General features: G+C 47.9%; 13 protein-coding genes. 7 read left to right on the top strand and 6 right to left on the bottom strand.

What is annotated here, in order from left to right; all coding sequences use genetic code 11:
• Positions 1-74: 74 nt before the first annotated feature.
• Positions 75-1109 carry an ABC transporter substrate-binding protein gene (locus QU597_RS07325; RefSeq protein WP_310832029.1) on the bottom strand — a complete coding sequence of 345 codons (1035 nt, stop codon included), beginning with the start codon at positions 1107-1109 and terminating at the stop codon, positions 75-77.
• Between the two features lie 265 nt (positions 1110-1374).
• Here QU597_RS07325 and QU597_RS07320 point away from each other — a divergent pair, with 265 nt between their 5' ends.
• From QU597_RS07320 to QU597_RS07310, 3 genes are read left to right on the top strand one after another with little or no spacing between them, the layout of a single operon-like run.
• Positions 1375-3177 (top strand): cache domain-containing sensor histidine kinase, encoded by a 1803-nt coding sequence (locus QU597_RS07320; protein WP_310832028.1) that lies wholly within the window; start codon positions 1375-1377, stop codon positions 3175-3177.
• A gap of 1 nt (position 3178) precedes the next feature.
• Positions 3179-4777 (top strand): response regulator, encoded by a 1599-nt coding sequence (locus tag QU597_RS07315; RefSeq protein ID WP_310832027.1) that lies wholly within the window; start codon positions 3179-3181, stop codon positions 4775-4777.
• Positions 4774-5739: a sugar ABC transporter substrate-binding protein gene (locus tag QU597_RS07310; protein ID WP_310832026.1), complete on the top strand. Its 966-nt coding sequence runs from the start codon at positions 4774-4776 to the stop codon at positions 5737-5739. Before QU597_RS07315 ends, QU597_RS07310 begins: the two co-directional genes overlap by 4 nt.
• A 17-nt stretch (positions 5740-5756) precedes the next feature.
• Here the strand turns inward: QU597_RS07310 and QU597_RS07305 are convergent, their stop codons facing one another.
• Positions 5757-6569 carry a glycoside hydrolase family 16 protein gene (locus QU597_RS07305; protein ID WP_310832025.1) on the bottom strand — a complete coding sequence of 271 codons (813 nt, stop codon included), beginning with the start codon at positions 6567-6569 and terminating at the stop codon, positions 5757-5759.
• Between the two features lie 219 nt (positions 6570-6788).
• Positions 6789-8360 carry a glycoside hydrolase family 43 protein gene (locus QU597_RS07300; protein WP_310832024.1) on the bottom strand — a complete coding sequence of 524 codons (1572 nt, stop codon included), beginning with the start codon at positions 8358-8360 and terminating at the stop codon, positions 6789-6791.
• Positions 8361-8538: 178 nt separating this feature from the next.
• Here QU597_RS07300 and QU597_RS07295 point away from each other — a divergent pair, with 178 nt between their 5' ends.
• Entirely contained in the window at positions 8539-9402 is an 864-nt protein-coding gene (locus QU597_RS07295) for an AraC family transcriptional regulator (RefSeq protein ID WP_310832023.1), read from the top strand.
• A 234-nt stretch (positions 9403-9636) separates the two neighbouring features.
• On the opposite strand, the gene QU597_RS07290 is transcribed toward QU597_RS07295, so the two are convergent.
• Complete coding sequence (locus tag QU597_RS07290; RefSeq protein ID WP_310832022.1) at positions 9637-10800, bottom strand: glycoside hydrolase family 27 protein; 1164 nt, start codon at positions 10798-10800, stop codon at positions 9637-9639.
• Between the two features lie 459 nt (positions 10801-11259).
• On the opposite strand from QU597_RS07290, the gene QU597_RS07285 reads away from it, so the two are divergent.
• From QU597_RS07285 to QU597_RS07275, 3 genes are read left to right on the top strand one after another with little or no spacing between them, the layout of a single operon-like run.
• Positions 11260-12174: an ABC transporter permease subunit gene (locus tag QU597_RS07285; protein WP_310832021.1), complete on the top strand. Its 915-nt coding sequence runs from the start codon at positions 11260-11262 to the stop codon at positions 12172-12174.
• Complete coding sequence (locus tag QU597_RS07280; protein ID WP_310832020.1) at positions 12171-13139, top strand: carbohydrate ABC transporter permease; 969 nt, start codon at positions 12171-12173, stop codon at positions 13137-13139. The genes QU597_RS07285 and QU597_RS07280 overlap by 4 nt, the downstream gene beginning before the upstream one ends.
• 41 nt (positions 13140-13180) lie before the next feature.
• Positions 13181-14971 (top strand): type 2 periplasmic-binding domain-containing protein, encoded by a 1791-nt coding sequence (locus QU597_RS07275; protein ID WP_310832019.1) that lies wholly within the window; start codon positions 13181-13183, stop codon positions 14969-14971.
• 156 nt (positions 14972-15127) lie between these two features.
• On the opposite strand, the gene QU597_RS07270 is transcribed toward QU597_RS07275, so the two are convergent.
• Together QU597_RS07270 and QU597_RS07265 are read right to left on the bottom strand one after the other, a co-directional pair.
• On the bottom strand, positions 15128-15916 hold the full coding sequence (locus QU597_RS07270; protein WP_310832018.1) for an alpha/beta hydrolase: 789 nt from the start codon (positions 15914-15916) through the stop codon (positions 15128-15130).
• Complete coding sequence (locus QU597_RS07265; protein ID WP_310832017.1) at positions 15903-17465, bottom strand: carboxylesterase/lipase family protein; 1563 nt, start codon at positions 17463-17465, stop codon at positions 15903-15905. Before QU597_RS07265 ends, QU597_RS07270 begins: the two co-directional genes overlap by 14 nt.
• Positions 17466-17526 lie beyond the last annotated feature (61 nt).

Here is a 17526-nt window from a genome sequence, read left to right as displayed (position 1 = left end):
TTTGTCCATAGAAACCACTCCGTCAGCTGCTTGAAAAGCCGGCGGAGTGGCACTATATAAATCAATTTGCCCGATTAATATGGCCGGCTTGGCAAAGCTTCCTTCGCCTGCTCTGAAGTGAACGTCGATTCCTCAGTCACAATCCGCGCCTCTACCGGCTTGCCATCTACCACATTCTGCACAATGTCCATCAGCTGTGGTCCGAGCATGGGATTACACTCAACGATAAAGTTGATTTTCCCTTCACTTGCCGCCTGCATTCCGTCCTTGACAGCATCAACGGAGATAATCGTAATATCCTCGCCCGGTTTCAGTCCTGCTGCTTCAATCGCCTGAATCGCGCCGAGTGCCATGTCATCGTTATGGGCATATAGAACATCAATGTCCTTGTTGGCTTTAAGGAAAGCCTGCATAACCTCTTTGCCCTTAGCCCGTGTGAAATCGCCGGTCTGTGAAGCAATGACTTTAAGATGCGGATTACTCGCAATCACTTCAGCAAAGCCAGCCATCCGGTCATTGGCCGGAGCAGAGCCTGTAGTTCCCTGCAATTCAACAATGTTGATATCCTCTGTGGTATCCTTATACTTCTCAGACAGCCACTCACCCGCCTTTCGTCCTTCTTCCACGAAGTCAGAACCAAGGAAAGTGACGTACAGGGAAGTATCCTTGGAATCTACTGCACGGTCGGTCAGCACTACCGGAATTCCCGCATCCTTCGCTTCCTTAAGTACGGTATCCCACCCGGATTCTACGACCGGTGAAAATGCGATTACATCTACCTTTTGCTGTATGAAAGAGCGGATCGCCTTAATCTGGTTCTCTTGCTTCTGCTGCGCATCCGAGAATTTCAGGGTATAACCCGCTTCTTTGGCAGAATCCTGAATGGACTTGGTGTTTGCGCTACGCCAGCCGCTTTCCGCTCCAACCTGTGAGAATCCGAGCGTGATATCTTTGGCTTCCTTCGTACTGCCGGTATTTGCCGCTGGAGCTTTTGTTGCCTGATTACCTGTATCCGCCTGATTTCCTCCATTGTTATTGCCGCACGCTCCGAGCATTACCATAGATAAGGTAAGCGCAAGCACCGCTCCCATTTTCCCGAATCTCTTCATGTAATTGATTTCCTCCCCTTTGTCATTCACCATCATTTGGTGTTGGCCCCAGTATAAACCGCTTTCAAAATTGCAAGATACAGGTTCGCTTTGCCATTTGTTTTCTTTTTTTATGTTTTTATGGATTCATATTAAATTTGGTGTATATTTTTGTTTGGAACGTGTAGATTTTGGATGCGCTTTCTTTACTACTCCCAAGAGGGCGGTATTTGTTATACACTAAGGTTTGAAACCATGTGAATCTTACACTGAGGGGATATTACCGATGAGGATGATACGTTTGATCTCCTCCAGCTTGAGGGCAAAATTGCTGGTCTTGTTCATCATACTGACCACCATTCCGCTGATTGCGGTTGGACTTGTCGCCTACCAGAAATCCTACGCTTCGATCTCCAGCCACAGTAAAGCGGCAAGCATGCTGCAGGCAGATACGCTCGGACGAAATATCGATAATCTGTTTACAGACACAGAGCGGCTGCTGGAATTGAGCAAGAACCCGCAGGTCATCCACTTCCTGTTCTCGCAGTCGGAAACCTATCAGGAGGCCAAGGAGATTTTGCAGACTTTTACACTTTATAGGGACACCTACAAATATGAAGATGTTATGAATATCAGCTTTATTAATCTCTATGGCAAAGGCATCAGTGAACGAAAGGGAGTCTTCCAGTCCAATATCAATCCGCTGCGCAATCCGCATTTCCAGATCCTCACCCAGTATCCGGATGCTGTGCTTAGGGTCCCTCCCGCCATGACATCCGGATTTGACCGCGTGGACGGCTTTACTTACCCGGACCAGGGCGTTATTTCTATAATTGCGGCTGTGAAGCAGCGGATTACCCATGAAGTCATTGGCTTCATTATTATTGATTTAGATGATTCCTTCTTTAAGGAATTTGGCGAAAACGTCAGTATCGGCAAGACAGGGTTCTTCTGCATCCTTGACCAGGAGAATAATCCGATCTATGTGCCGTCAGCCGGCAGGCAGGATTTGAATATTCTGACCTCAACAAACTTTGCCGCTCCAGAATGGTCCAGCCGCAACAGCTTTGTATTAAATACGAAGGGACAGCCATGGTTTGTTGTCTACACCCCTTCGCTCACTACAGGCTGGAAGGTAGTGGGTCTTGCACCGCTTCAAGAAGTGGTCTCTGAGGCTAACCGGATCCGGCAGCTGATCATTGTCAGTGTGGTGCTCAGCATAGTATTCGTCATCATCATTCATTTCTTTTTGACCCGCAAGCTCACCCAGCCTATCCAGCTTCTTCAGCATAAAATGAGACTGACCGCAAGCGGCTATCTGGAGGCTAAAGTCAAACCTTCGGGCAATGATGAAATTGCTGATCTGGGTCAAAGCTTTAATATCATGGTTGAAAAAATCAAGGGGCTGCTGGAGCAAAGCATCAGGGAGCAGAAACTGCTGCAAAAGGCGGAGCTGCGTACGCTTCAGGCGCAAATTAATCCCCATTTTCTGTACAATACACTGGATTCCATCGTCTGGTTGGCTGAAGCGAACAAGAATGATAGTGTCATCCATTTGGTAAAAGCGCTATCCCAGTTTTTCCGGCTCAGTCTGAATAAAGGACGGGATTGGGTTATGATCCGTACAGAACTGGCCCATGCCCAGAGCTATCTGACGATCCAGCAGATGCGGTACCGGGATATTCTCGAGTATCAGATTCAGGTGGAACCAGAGCTTGAGGAGTATCCGATTCTCAATATGACACTGCAGCCGCTGATTGAGAATGCAATCTATCATGGAATCAAGAATAAACGCGGCAAAGGACTGATTACGGTCAGCGGTTATGCGGAAGGCCATTCATCGGTCGTACTCACCGTCACGGATAACGGCATCGGCATCTCCGCCGAGCGGCTGGCGCTTCTAAGGAGTCAATTGAATCAGCCTGCCCAGGTAGAAGAAAGCGATCTTACGGAAGGCGGTTTCGGGCTGCTGAATGTGCATCAGCGTCTGCGCCTTTATTTCGGAGAAGAATATGGACTCCAGCTGGACAGCACTGCCGGGGAATGGACAACAATCTCCGTCCGCATACCCAAGAACAAGGGGGCTTGACATGAAGAAGGTAATGCTGGTCGATGATGAAATTCTGATTCGTGAAAGTATACGGGAGTGTATCGATTGGGAGAAGGAGGGTTTCATTTATTGCGGAGACGCACCTGACGGCGAATTGGCCCTGCCGCTGATTGAACAGCAGCTTCCTGATATTCTGATTACCGATATCAAAATGCCCTTTATGGACGGGCTTGAGCTTAGTTCTGTCGTCCGCCAGCGGCTCCCGCAGATCAAAATTATCATCCTAAGCGGACACAACGATTTCCAGTATGCACAGACCGCGCTGCGGCTCGGTGTGGAGGATTATTGCCTGAAGCCGTTCAGCTCTGCGGATCTTATCCAGCTGTTACATACGGTAAGTGTCAGAATTGATGAAGAACAGCGCCTGAAAAGACGATATGCCTACACTCCTGAAAAGCTGTTTGCCGATCTGTGCGGCGGGCTCATCGGCACCGCAGCCGCCATTGAGGCGGCAGATCAGCTGGAACTGCAGCTTACCACTCCCTATTATGCGGTTGCCATTTTATCATTGTCCCCTTCCGATCCGCAGGACACAGAAATCAGCCATGAAGCATACCGGTCTGCCCAACAACTGATAGACGAACGGCTGGGTGAGCTTCAGGATATTTTCATGTATAAACGAAGCCGTACAGAAACTGTAGTGATTCTGAAGGGAAGCCTGAGAGAAGAACTTTCCAGCAAGATGAAGACCTTTACAGAAAGCCTGCAAATGAAGCTAAAGGCTGCATTAAACTGTGATCTGTCCCTCTCTCTTGGTAATGTTCAGGATCGGCTGCAGGGAATCCATATTTCCTATCTGGAGGCTGAGGAAGAGAAAACCTGGAAGAAGATCTCTAAGCAAAACAAAGCTGCTCTGTGGGAGTCTTCCTTCGATTCTTTAACAAACAGAGTGCTCCTGGACCGGAACCGGCTGGTGGATTTCCTAAAGCTCGGCTCTTCAAGAGAAGCACCCGACTTTATCAGGCAGTTCACCGCAGAGATGAGCAGCATAAACTGGGAATCCATGTACGCCTATTATTTAATCAACGATCTTACGCTTGAATTGGTTCTCACGGCCAAGAGAAGCTTTCAGACGGGCGGAAATACGGAGGATTTAATGAGAGATCTGCAGCAGCAGATCCGCAGCATCGCAAGTTTCGAGGAGTGCCAGGATTACCTGCTTACACTGCTGGAGCAATTATGGAAATGGCGGCTGGAAGGTTCGGATAAATATGGAGAGCTGATTGACAAAGTAAAGCTGCACATCCGTCAGCACTATGATGATGAGCAGCTCTCCCTCTTCGAAATCTCCAGACAAATTGGCGTCAGCTCCAGCCACCTCAGTAAGATTTTCAGCCAGGAAACCGGGCAGACGATGACGGAGTATTTAACTTTTACCCGGATCAGCAAAGCAAAAGAGCTGCTAAAAACGACCCGCTCCAAAACGTTTGAAATCGCTTATCAGGTAGGCTACAACGATCAGCATTATTTCTCCAACCTGTTTAAGAAAGTCACCGGCTTGACCCCTACAGAATACCGGAAGCATGGCTTTGCAGAGGACCAGGGCAGACGGACCAGGGAAGGTGGGAGCAATTTATGAGATCAGGCTCAGGACATGCAAGGCGTTTCTTGCTGCCGCTGCTGGCATTTCTGCTTCTCATAAGCGGATGCGAAGGCAATAGCACCAGAAACGACAGGCAGGAATTGATGGACAGTATGCCTTCTCCTCCTGCCGAATTTGACAAACCGCCCCTTATCTTTGGCATTATCTACCCGATGGTGAATCCAACCTATGAGACCATTACGGAAAATTCGGAAGCAGCCGCCACAGGCCACAACATCAAATTGCTGGTTCAAGCCCCGGATGAAGCCAATCTGGAACAGCAGATCCGGATCATGGAGATGATGATCAAACAGGAAGTCGACGGAATTGCCATAGATCCTGTCGATTCCCAGGCCTTAATTCCGGTTATTAACAAGGCCGTTTCCAAGGGCATCCCTGTTGTCTGCTTCGAGTCCGATTCTCCCGACAGCAGGCGGGTTGCCTTTATTGGTGCCGACAATTACGAGACTGGAGCTATTATAGGGCAGGCGGTTAATAGACTTCTAAACGGCAAAGGGATGGTTCTTGTCGAATCCGGCATGCCTCATATGTTCGGGCTCAGCCAGCGGCTCGCGGGGCTCCAGGACTATTTGAAGGAGCAGTCAGAAATAGATGTACTGGATATCCGCAACAACGATGGCAGTGAAGAAGGCGCGATGCGGCAGCTGGAGCAAATGATCAGCGCCCACCCGCATTTCAGTGCATTGATTAACCTCGATTTCGTTTCCAGCTCCAGCTCTATTCTAGTTTGGAAGGCCAAAGGCCTGAAGCGATACAACATTGCATTCGGCCTGACTCCTGCTGTAAAGGAATCGCAGAAAAATGGGCAGATCACCCGAATCATTTCCCAGAATGAACAGCACTGGGGGGAAGCCATTATCAGCACACTGCTCTCGATAGCAAACGGTCAGGCAGTACCGGAATTCGTCAATACGGAAATTGTGGAGATCCATGAGTAGCAGGCTCGCCAAGCTTACTAATCCCTTTGATAGAACCGGACATAATCGACCCGGAACTCGCTCGGGTAGACGGGAGCTGGCTTGTCCCTGCTCTCCGGCCGCGGAATTTCATAAATGTTCAGCATCAGCTGCATGGGATAGTCCGGCGACTGCTTCGAGTGATGTATAAGCTCATTATCAATGTAGAAACGGACGCCCTCCGCTGTCCAGTCTACCGCATAAATGTGAAACCGGCTGGCGTCAATAGGGAACTCCCGCTCGAAGAACTCCTCTTCGATGGCCGGATCCCCAAAAGGATGCAGGCCGAATCCGATGACCGACTTCTCCGTGTCTCCGCCATTCCAGCCCTTCTGCTCAAACACGCAGATCTCAGCCGACCGCTCCGGACGGTCCTCGAATCCGATCATCCAAAGGGCGCATAAATTATTGGGATGATATAGCCCCTTCGCCCGAAGCTCCACATAACCGTAATGAGGCGTAAACAACCTCTCCTCAGCCTGTTCTTCGCGGACGCGGCAGCTGCCGGAGAAACGGTGCTGGCCATACTCGCTGCCGAGCGGCCCTGAATAGACCCCGGTCTGAAGATTGCTGACCTTGATTCCTCCATTGAATTCGGGACTCCAGGGCTCCTGGTCTTCTGTAATTTGCAGGATCAGCTGGCTGTCCTCGAACCGGTAATTCGCCTGGGTCTTGGCACGGCTGCTCCATTGCGGCAGATAGAATGGGAGCCATTTGCTGCGGTCCAGGTCTCCTGAATCAAAATCATCCTCATAGACCAGCTTATACCCCGGCTTCTTCGTTTCATTTCTCGGAAAATCGTACCCCGACATTGCCAGCATCTCCTTTGCTTAATCTTCACCTGACTAAAAAGGTATAGAACATTCTTAATTACCAAGCATAATCCAACTTTCCCTCGTGTACAATTATTTCCTTTTAAAAATTCACCTTTACTGTTAGACAGAAAAAAAGGAACCTAAAGAGCTTCTATCCCCCTCCAGATTCCTCGTTTATTCCATATTCAGTTGTATTAGATAGGATGGGTATTCGCTTTAATATCCGCCATATTCAAACGAATCAAAATCAGCCACATTGTCAGAGGCTGTACCGTTACTTGTGCAATACATCCCTATGCAGCAGCCTACAAATCCGCCTGCCACCTCGGTACTCAAACTAGTAGTATCTACATGTTCTGCAACCAAATGATATTGATTACCGTCGGTGCTGTAATAGAAGCTCAACGCCTGGCCTCTCGCAGCCATCTTTAAATATACCCGCTGAGCATCAACATCAGCCTGCGCAACGTTCGTCTCCTGGCCATTGATACAGGTCACAACTCGTAAGACTTGCTTGTCATCATGCAGCACGCGCTCGAACCGGATATGAAACATTTCATTTTGAATGACAGCCAAACCTGCCGATTCATGGATGCTCTGTGCCTCAAACTCCATCACAGCAGCAGCTGCATAGTCAAAATGCTGTTGCCGCAGACAGACAAAGCTGAGATTATCCTGATCCTTGAACGTCTGGGGTTTTAGCTTTAGACGCAAATATCCTTTACGTTCTGTCAATGAATATAAATCCGCCTGCGGATTTCTTAAGAACATCCACTTAAGTGCCAGCCTGTCACTGTCAAAATGGTCACAGCGCAATTGCGGCTCCACTGGAACCGGCGTCAATCCCATGACCCCCTGCTCCTCCAGAATTCCCCGTCCCTCATTGACTACAGGCCATCCGTCCTCCCAGACCACTGAAGCAAGGAACGTCTCCCGCCCCAAATTACTATAGCTGCCTCCATAAGGGCGTGAAGCGAGCATCACCATAAACCATTGACCGTCTTCAGCCTGAACTAAATCGGCATGCCCCACATTAATAACCGGATAATGTTTGCCCAGATGACGATGCGTAATGATCGGATTATTCGGATTGCCGGCATAGCCTTCTGTCAGCTTCCGGCTGCGGGCAACGGTCACCGCGTGATTCGGCCCTGTTCCTCCCTCTGCAATCATTAAATAATAGAAGCCATCTTTCTTGTACAGATGCGGCCCTTCCGGCCAAATCACATCTGTCATGGCTCCTCTCCAAAGTACATAGCTCTCACCTGCAAGCTCCATGGTCTCCAGGTTCAGTTCCTGAATCCATACTTCCCAGTTGCCGTCATAGCGTACTCCGGTTGAGTTAGGCCTTGTACCCAAATAATAGGCTCTTCCGTCATCATCAAAGAAAATGGTAGGGTCAATCCCTATAGCTCCTTCAATAAAATAAGGTTCAGACCACGGCCCGGCAGGATTGGTTGCTGTCACAACGAAATTCCCGCCATGGGTTACATTGGTTGTAACCATATAGAACTTGCCCTCGTGATAACGTATCGTTGGAGCAAAAATCCCCGCGGAGTGCCTGGCTCCTTGTAAGTTCAATTGTGAAGGACGGTCAAGCACATTGCCGATCTGCTTCCAATTCACAAGATCACGGCTTTGGAAAATCGGAACACCAGGAAAATAGGCAAATGTCGATGTCACCAAATAATAGTCTTCCCCGACCCGGCATACTGACGGATCCGGATAAAAACCAGGCATTATCGGATTAGTATAGGTAACTGAATGGTGATTACTAGCGGTTGTCATACTTTTTCATTCCTCCTCAAACAATCTATGAATTCAAAATAAGTATAGCGTTTACAAATAAAGGCGGACAACCTGTCAATTTGCAGTTATTTTATAGCTATTAAGAACTGTTATCTGTTACAACTCAAACATTGGATAGGATAATGGTATAATCGGGAGGTATAAGAAACAGAGAGCTATGAACTTGATGCAAAGGATACAGGTGCAGCCTATGAAGTCAATGTATTCCGGTTTCAGAGACAGTTCAATTTGTAAAGGAAACGGTTATAAACCTGCAAATTTACACAAATGGGGACCGGGTGTCCGCGATGTTTTTGCCTTGCACTATATTGTAAGCGGTAAGGGATACTTGAACACATGCCATACAACTTTTTCATTAACGGCGGGCGAAAGTTTCGTTATATTTCCTGACACGGAAGTATACTATTATCCCGATCCGCAGGATCCGTGGGAGTATTATTGGATTGAATTTAGCGGACTTAAGGCCTCACGCCTTATATCGATGATTCATATTACACCTGGTCATCCGGTCCTGGAGGCATCGACGCAGGATTTCAAACCATTCTTTCAAAGGGTCAAAGCTGCCGGAATGGAGCCGTTCGAACGGGAGCGTTCGGATGCAGGACTGCATCTTTTGTTGTCCTATTACATGGAACACTACCCTAGTGAAACAGCTTTTCTCAAAAAGGATTATGCCTTATCCGCAAGGGAATTCATTGAAAGCAACTTTTGGAAGCCTTCCTTATCGGTTCTGGACGTAGTCGAATTTGTGAACATTGAGCGCAGCTATTTGTTCCGGTTATTTAAGGAAGAGAACGGTATATCCATTTCCGGCTATCTGACTGCCTTCCGGATTCAGCGGGCCTGCGAATTATTGAAAAATGCACAGTTATCCATCCAGTCATTGGCCTATTCGGTAGGCTACCAGGACCCGTTGTATTTTTCAAAAGTATTTAAAAAAGCAACCTCGTACACTCCGTCGCAATATAGAAAGGCCCTAATGGAGCATCCTGCGGAAGCCGGTATTGATATTACTGGCTGATCTGATGCGATCAGAAGGCTAGCTTAGCGAAATAGCACACAATTCCCGGATTCCCGGAAATATTTGATCAGCTTCTCAATGGGGCTGCGGCCGCATTTCAGTTGCTCGCCAAGACAGTCTATACACAGGAAATCTTGCGCATTTCGCGTAACAAGCTTCAGGTATATCGCTACATCATCCGTCATTAGGGGAACTCCGCACGCTCTGCATGTCCTATTCATGTTCATGATCCCTTTACACTAATTTCGCCCGCATAATCAGACAATCATGAGCCGGAACTACTGGAGCATATCTTTCTTTAAATATGCCTATTTCTTTATGCGTCCAGCAATCATACAACGACAGCGATTTTCCGGAAGCATAGGGGAGTCCGATATCCCAGAATTGCAGCGACATTTCCCTTTGACCATCACTTAAATTGAAGAAGCCTATAGCGACGTCTCCATCAGTTAACACTTTCACCAGCATAAACACATCATCCGCATGAAACCATTGCGGTTCCGGCTTGATGCGGTAAGCACCGCGGCCTTCCACATCCTGATTGATCGCAATCAAATCCCCGTTCATCAGAATATCCCTGGTGGCCTGATTGGCTTTACGGATGTCACTGCCAATCATCAGCGGAGATCCCATCATGCTCCATAACGAGAAATGGGTTTTGTACTCCACGTCGCTGCAACCCCCGACCTGACTTCCGATAAAGTCGCTGTTGCTGCCTCCGTACATGCCGACAACCAGCATATCCATATCATTATGGCAATAGGCTCCTGTATAACAGGCTTTATCAAGCTGTGACAAAGCCAGACCCTTGATAGAATCCCAGCTATCCTGAATATCCCCTGTGGACCGGTACATATGGGCGCCTGATTCACGAATCCAGTGATAAACATTGTCCTCACCCCAATTGCATGCCGAGAACAGGATGTCTCTTCCGCAGTTTTTAAGCGCCAGACTCATTCGTTTGTACAGCAGCTCCCCTGAGATATGTCTGGGCTTGAAGCAGTAATCATACTTCAAAAAGTCTACGCCCCATTCCGCCAGTAATTCGGCGTCCTGAAATTCATGCTCAAAGCTCCCGGGATATCCTGCACATGTATGTGTTCCTACACAAGAGTACATCCCAAACTTCAACCCCTTGGAATGAATATAATCTGCAAGCGCCTTCATTCCGTTCGGGAATTTAACCGGATCGGCAACCAGCCTGCCATCCTTGTCTCTGTCTTTCAGGCTCCAGCAATCATCAATCACAATGTACTCATAACCCGCATCCTTATACCCTTCTGCAACCAGTGTATCGGCGGCTTCCCGGATAAGCTGTTCGTTAATATCCCAGGTAAACGTGTTCCAGGAATTCCAGCCCATGGGTGGCGTCAGGCCGAGTTGTTGTTTGTTTGTCAACGTATTCATCCTTTCATGTAACCGAAGATTAAGAGTAAGAGCAGCAGCTTATTCTTAATGTATTTAATCATAGACGACTCTTTCGAACTATAGCTTGACGTTGCTTTCACATGTACATTTGTTGCTTTTCTCCTGAAGAGCCAATCACTCTAATAAATTTAAATTATTCAATTTTATGTAAATTTTTAAAGGGTACAGCTACCCCATACCGGCTTTATCTAATAATAGATCAATAAGTCGTGAGGATCGGTCATTGTTTGAAAGAAATCAATAATTTATTATAGTTGCATAGTTATGTAAGCGCTAACATCAAGAAGTGATAGGTGCAACATAACATTTAAATTAGGCATCAGGCAAGTAGCCAATGTTTAAGGGAAGGAGGAGAGCATACCGGCCGGCAGGTTTAGGGTAGAGCAGCCCTGTTATAAACTCCAATTATACAAAGGGGGTAGAGAACCTATGCGTAGTCACAGCATGAGAAGCAATTCGATACTGAAATTTCTGTATATATCACCTTTTATGGTTTTACTGGCTGTCTTTGCATACTACCCGCTCTATGGATGGGTATATGCATTCTTTGATTATATGCCGCCGATTCCGCTGTCCAAAGCTCCATTTGTCGGTTTCAAATGGTTTCATTCCCTGGTAGAAAACCAGGTGAAGGTCGATCAGCTGCTTCAGGTTATCAAAAACACTTTTGGTATTAGCGGGCTGAGTATACTTTTCTCCTGGCTCCCCATGATCTTCGCCATTTTCCTGACAGAGATCAAAGCCGTCCGTTTCCGCAAATTCATCCAGACTGTAACTACCCTCCCGAACTTTATCAGCTGGGTACTGGTCTATTCCCTGGCATTTTCCATGTTCTCCAGTGAAGGTGTCGTCAACGGATTTTTGAACCAGATAGGGCTTATTGATTCTCCTGTACTCTTCCTTCAGAACTCGGAACATGTCTGGATTACAATGTGGATATGGATTACCTGGAAGTCACTGGGATGGTCGGCCATATTGTATATTGCGGCCATTATGGGGATTGATGAATCTCTGTATGAAGCTGCTTATGTAGACGGTGCTACAAGAATGCAGGTCATCCGGCATGTGGTTTTACCAAGTATGCTGCCGACCTATTTTGTGTTATTGATGCTCCAGATTGCCAGTTTCCTGAACAATGGATTGGAGCAATATTTTGTTTTCCAGAATGCCTTCAACAAAGACACCATTCAGGTATTGGATTTATATGTATACAACCTGGCGATGGGGGGCGGCAGCTATTCCGTTTCCGTTGCGATCAGTATGCTGAAAAGCCTGATTAGTGTTGCGCTGCTCTTTTCCGTAAACGGACTGTCCAAATTGTTAAGAGGAGAGGGCATCGTATGAGTGACCATCAGACAGAACTGGCGCCGATTGCCAAGGACAATAAGAGCCGCTTCTCCAAAAAAATAAAAATGCAGGTCAGTCCCACCGACAAAATGATTTCTGCTGTGATCTATGTCCTGTTTTCACTCTTTGCATTTATATGCGTATATCCGTTCTACTCCATCATCATCAATACCATAAGCGCCAACGATCTCAGCGCCAAAGGCGAAATTGCATTTTGGCCGAGGGGGATCCATTTCCAGAACTATGTTGACGTATTTAAAATACCGGGACTGTGGAATGCCTTTGTTATTTCTTTGGGGAGAACAGTCATAGGCACACTTTTGACGGTCGGGGCCTCCGCCTTTTTGGGATTCATGTTTGCCCAGGAGGATATGTGGGGGAAAAAATTCTGGTACCGGTTTACCATTATTACGATGTTCTTCAACGCTGGTATTATCCCCTGGTATCTGACCATGAGATCCCTGCACCTCACCAACAGTTTTCTGGCCTACGTACTGCCGTCCATCGTAGCTCCCTTTTTCATCATTCTTGTGAAGACATTTGTGGAATCCACGCCGAAGGAATTGCAGCAGGCAGCCAGTATTGATGGTGCCGGGATTCTAACGATCTTTTACAAGGTTATCCTGCCTATCAGCAAACCGATACTCGCGACAGTCGCCATATTCTCGGCAGTGAACCAGTGGAACTCGTTTCAGGATACGCTGCTGCTGGTTACAGACACCAAATTGTACAGTCTGCAGTTTATTCTGTATAACTACATCAATCAGGCCAGTTCCCTGTCCACCATGGTCAATCTGCAAAATGCCGGATCCACCGCCATGGCCAGTCTGTCCACCAAGCAAACCACCACATCCATCCGCATGACCGTTACTATCATTGTTGTCGCGCCTATTTTGCTCGTGTATCCAATTTTCCAGAGATTTTTCGTAAAAGGAATTATCATTGGTGCAGTCAAAGGTTAATTTGCACAATTATGATAAATTAATCATTTGGGGGGCTGTAAATGAATAAAAACATGAAGCTGGCGAAAAAATCTTCTTTGTGGCTTGGCACCACCTTACTTCTGGTAACAACAGCATTAAGCGGATGCAGCGGCAATTCCAACAATGCAAGTACAGCAACACAATCGCCTGATGCGGATACAGCAACCGGGTCCTCCACTCCGGGTACAGGGATTGACCACAGCAAACCGCTGACCATTACCGTGTTTGATAACGCGGCAAATTACCAGGGGGAACAGACCGGATGGTACGGTAAACTGGTTAAGGATAAGTTCAATATTACCCTAAATATTCTGTCTCCCCAGGTTGCCGGCGATCAGCTTTACAAGACAAGGTCAGCATCGGGAGATCTGGGAGACCTCCTGATTATTGATAACAGTCAGCTCGAGGAACTGATTCCGGCAGGTATGATTATGGATATCACGGATAAGATCAAGAATACGGAGCACCTGTCCAAATATGTGGACAATCACTTTAAGCCTTTCAATGCGGCATTCGAAAGCATCAATCCGGATGGCAAAATTTATGCGCTGCCGACCTTTACATCAGATACCTCCCCGACAACATTCTCGGAAGAACTCCCCTACTCCAGTCCGCTTATGCCTTGGGATTATTACAAAGGAATAGGGGCGCCCAAGCTGAATAATCTGACTGATCTTCTGAATGCACTGAAGCAGATGCAGGAGAAGTATCCCAAGACACCGGACGGCAAACCGATCGTTCCGATTACCTTGTGGAAGGACTGGGACAACGGAAGTATGGAAAATGTACGCTGGCTCAGTAACTGGTACGGTTATGAACAGCCAGACGGAACCTCGACCATACAGTTAAATGCAAAAGGCGATATTGTTCCGCTCGTTGACGACAACAGTATGTACAAGAAAATCCTTAAGTTCTATTATGACGCCAATCAAATGGGGCTGGTTGACCCTGATTCCCCATCCCAGGACTGGAATAAAGTCTCTGAAAAGCTGACGAATAAACAGGTTCTGCTCTTATGGTATTCATGGGAAAGAGGCTTCTACAATACGATTGAAAGAGGCAATAAAGGTGACGGTAATGTGGCCATTCCGATTGCCGATACCCATATTATCCAGAATAGTGATGCTTACTTCGGGAACGGAAGAGTATTTGCCGTGGGTTCAAAAGCAAAAAATCCGGAAAGAATCATTGAGTTCATGGATTGGCTGGCCTCTCCTGAAGGTCTGCGCTACTATACCAATGGCTTCGAAGGCTTCAATTATGAAAAGACGGCCGATGGCAAGTTCAAGCTGACTGAAGTCGGACAAACGGCCTTCCAGGATAATACTCCCGTTCCGGAAGAGTACGGCGGCGGCGGCTACCAAGATGGCCAAAGCAAGCTCAACACTATGATTATGAGCGACTTTGTAATAGATCCGGATACGAAAGAATTCTACAACAATACCTATTGGAGCTCTACCATAGAGGCGAACAAGACCATCCTGACTACGGAATGGCAGAAAACCTATAATGCAACCACTCCGACAGAATACTATCAGAAAAACAATATGATCGATATCGTGCCAAACATTAATACCAGTCTCGGATCGGATTCCTCGGACATTAAGAACAAACGGAGCCAGATCTCGGATTATGTGAAGAACACCTCCTGGAAAATGATTTTTGCCAAGGACCAGGCAGAATTTGATAAGCTCTGGACCAAACTGAAGTCCGATGTAGTCGGTCTCGGCTGGAATGATGTCCTTGCCGTCGATACGGAAAGAGCACAAAAAATCGTTAAAATGCGTGCCGATGCAATCGCCAATAAATAGATTGTTGTCACAACAAGCACAAGCGTAAATCCTGCTCATCTAAATTCATATTCTTCAAAGATAAAGGGCGTTCCCTGCAGCCGTAATAGTCTGCCGGGAACGCCCTTTTTTTGTGTTATATACGGCTGCAGGCAGCCGATATCCTTGAGCGGTCAGCTAAAAAATTAGCTTGGAGAACTGATATAAGCCGTTCTTCCAGACGGGCCAGTCATGGTCGCCGTTTTCCTCCACCCAGATATGAGGCACGGAATGCTGCGACAAATACGCATGTGTCCGGTCGCTGACATTCTTAAGATTGTCCAGATCCCCGCATGATAACCAGAGCAGACTGAGTTGCTCTGCAGTCTTTTGTGGTTCTGGAAGCAACAGCTCCGGCAGCTTCGTATTGGGAGCCGGAGAGAACGCTCCGATCCAGGCGAAACGGTCCAGATTGTTCAGACCGATATTCAGGGATTGTCCTCCGCCCATGGATAATCCGGCAATGGCACGGTGCATCCTGTCCGTCAGGACCGGATAATTCGCTTCAATATAAGGGATAAGATCATGAAGCAAATCTGATTCGAAGGTTTCGAAGGCCTGTATCTTGTCGGGAGCAAATAGATCTCCTTCCGCCCGGTCATTCCGCATTGCCCGCCCGTTCGGAAGGACAACAATCATAGGCTTCAGCATCTGATCCGCGTACAGATTGTCCAGAATGATCTGGGGCTTGCCGTGATGATACCATTCTGTCTCATCTCCGCCGATCCCGTGCAGCAGGTACAAGACGCTGTATGACTGCCCGGGGGAATAGCCGGGCGGCGTATAGACCATCGCCTTCCGGGTGTTGCCTACCGCTCTGGAAGGATATTCTATCGTGCGGATCGTTCCCCGGGCGATGCCCTCCCTCTCCTTGTCATATCCGGCCGATGCTGTCTGCATCATATATTCCTGCTTACTCCCGTTCATTTCCGTTCATTCCCCTCTCATCTATGATTGGATTACGCTTGAAATATTGCCCGACCAGAAATTGCATAATATCGACCGGTGGCCCCTCCACGAATTCTGACTTGTCGGCGAAAACCATGCCGTAAGGCGCTTCTGGCGTACACGGTTTCCATAGAGGCAGCTCCTCACCAGTAGAATCCTTGCCGTTCGGATCGCCTGTGCCAATGAAATAGGATAAATAATTGCACATCTGGCGGGCCAGATCATAATGCTTGCCCACAAAAGGCCGCCAGCATTTGGCCAGCGTTTCGAAGTGGAACCACAGATCCACCGAATGGAAGGTTCCGGGGTCATCCCAGCCCGGAATGCCGGCATCAAATGTGTAATAGTACATCGGCACACCGCTGCCGGAATCACTACTCGCCTTAATGGCAACGCGGGCCGCATATTCAATATTGTTCACGGAAGCCTTTTGGAGCATTTCCTCCAGATTTCTTGTCTCTACGGCACATAGCTTAAGATATTCTTCGGCTTCCCCGCCAAACATTTCTACAGCCATGGCTCTGAATTCCTCTACGCTGCCGGCGCCTGGAACACTGATAAATTCGGAAGCGGTATTTCCAAGCATGACCGGCACTTTGTGGTGCTGCCCCTTCAAAAAAAGGTTATAAGGATCGCCGGGACAGTACACCTGGTCTATGACCGTTCCCCAGAAGCTGCCGTACTCCAGCATTTTATCGCGGATATATACGGCATCCAGCCTGCGGGCCTCTTCCAGCGTAGACACTCCCATAAATTTAAAGAAGGCTTCTCCCTCCTCCTCAGCCTGCCTGAGGGGACGGTCTAGCGGAGGCATGGGGTTGTTCGGATACAGCGGAGTAAAGAGGCCGCTCATAATCACGGCCCGCTGAAACAATCCTTCATTCTGCGGCGAGGTCAGCTGGCTCAGCACGCTTGCGCCGCCAGCCGATTGTCCTCCTATTGTAATCTGGTCCGGGTCTCCGCCAAAAGCAGCGATATTGCGCTTCACCCATTGCGTGCCTGCCTGCTGATCCAGATGTCCGAAATTCGCTGGAGCATCGGGGGATTCGGCAGTGATCCCGGGATGGCTCAGAAAGCCAAACACGTTCAGCCGGTAATTGACGGTCACAACAACAATCCCCCTGCGGGCAATGCGTTCGCCGTCAAACTCCATTTCAGCCGTATGGCCAACCTGAAGTCCTCCGCCAAAATACCATACAAAGACAGGGAGCTTCTCATCTGTGCTGAGGGCCGGTGTCCAGACATTCAGGTAAAGACAGTCCTCATCCATCGGAAGATCCGGATCGACCGACCATTCGCGGGTATAAATATTATTCACATCAATGACCGTCGGGGCCTGCATTGAAATCGGGGCAAATTCAAACGCTTTCAATTTTCCTTCCCAGTTTTGGACAGGCTGTGGAGCACGCCAGCGGTTCTCCGCCACAGGCGGGGCCGCAAACGGAATCCCCTTAAAGCTGGTAATCCGCGGATCCGCTGCCGGCAGTCCTTGAACTATACCATTTTCTACACGCACTTCTCTTAACATACCATTACTCCTCTCTGAATATCAGCACATCAGACTTCTCTTCATAAATTGATATTTTATA

The sequence above is a fragment of the Paenibacillus pedocola genome (assembly GCF_031599675.1).
Classification (GTDB): domain Bacteria; phylum Bacillota; class Bacilli; order Paenibacillales; family Paenibacillaceae; genus Paenibacillus_AQ; species Paenibacillus_AQ pedocola.
Note: the sequence above shows the minus strand (reverse complement) of the source record. Positions and strands in the feature narration are given on the sequence as shown.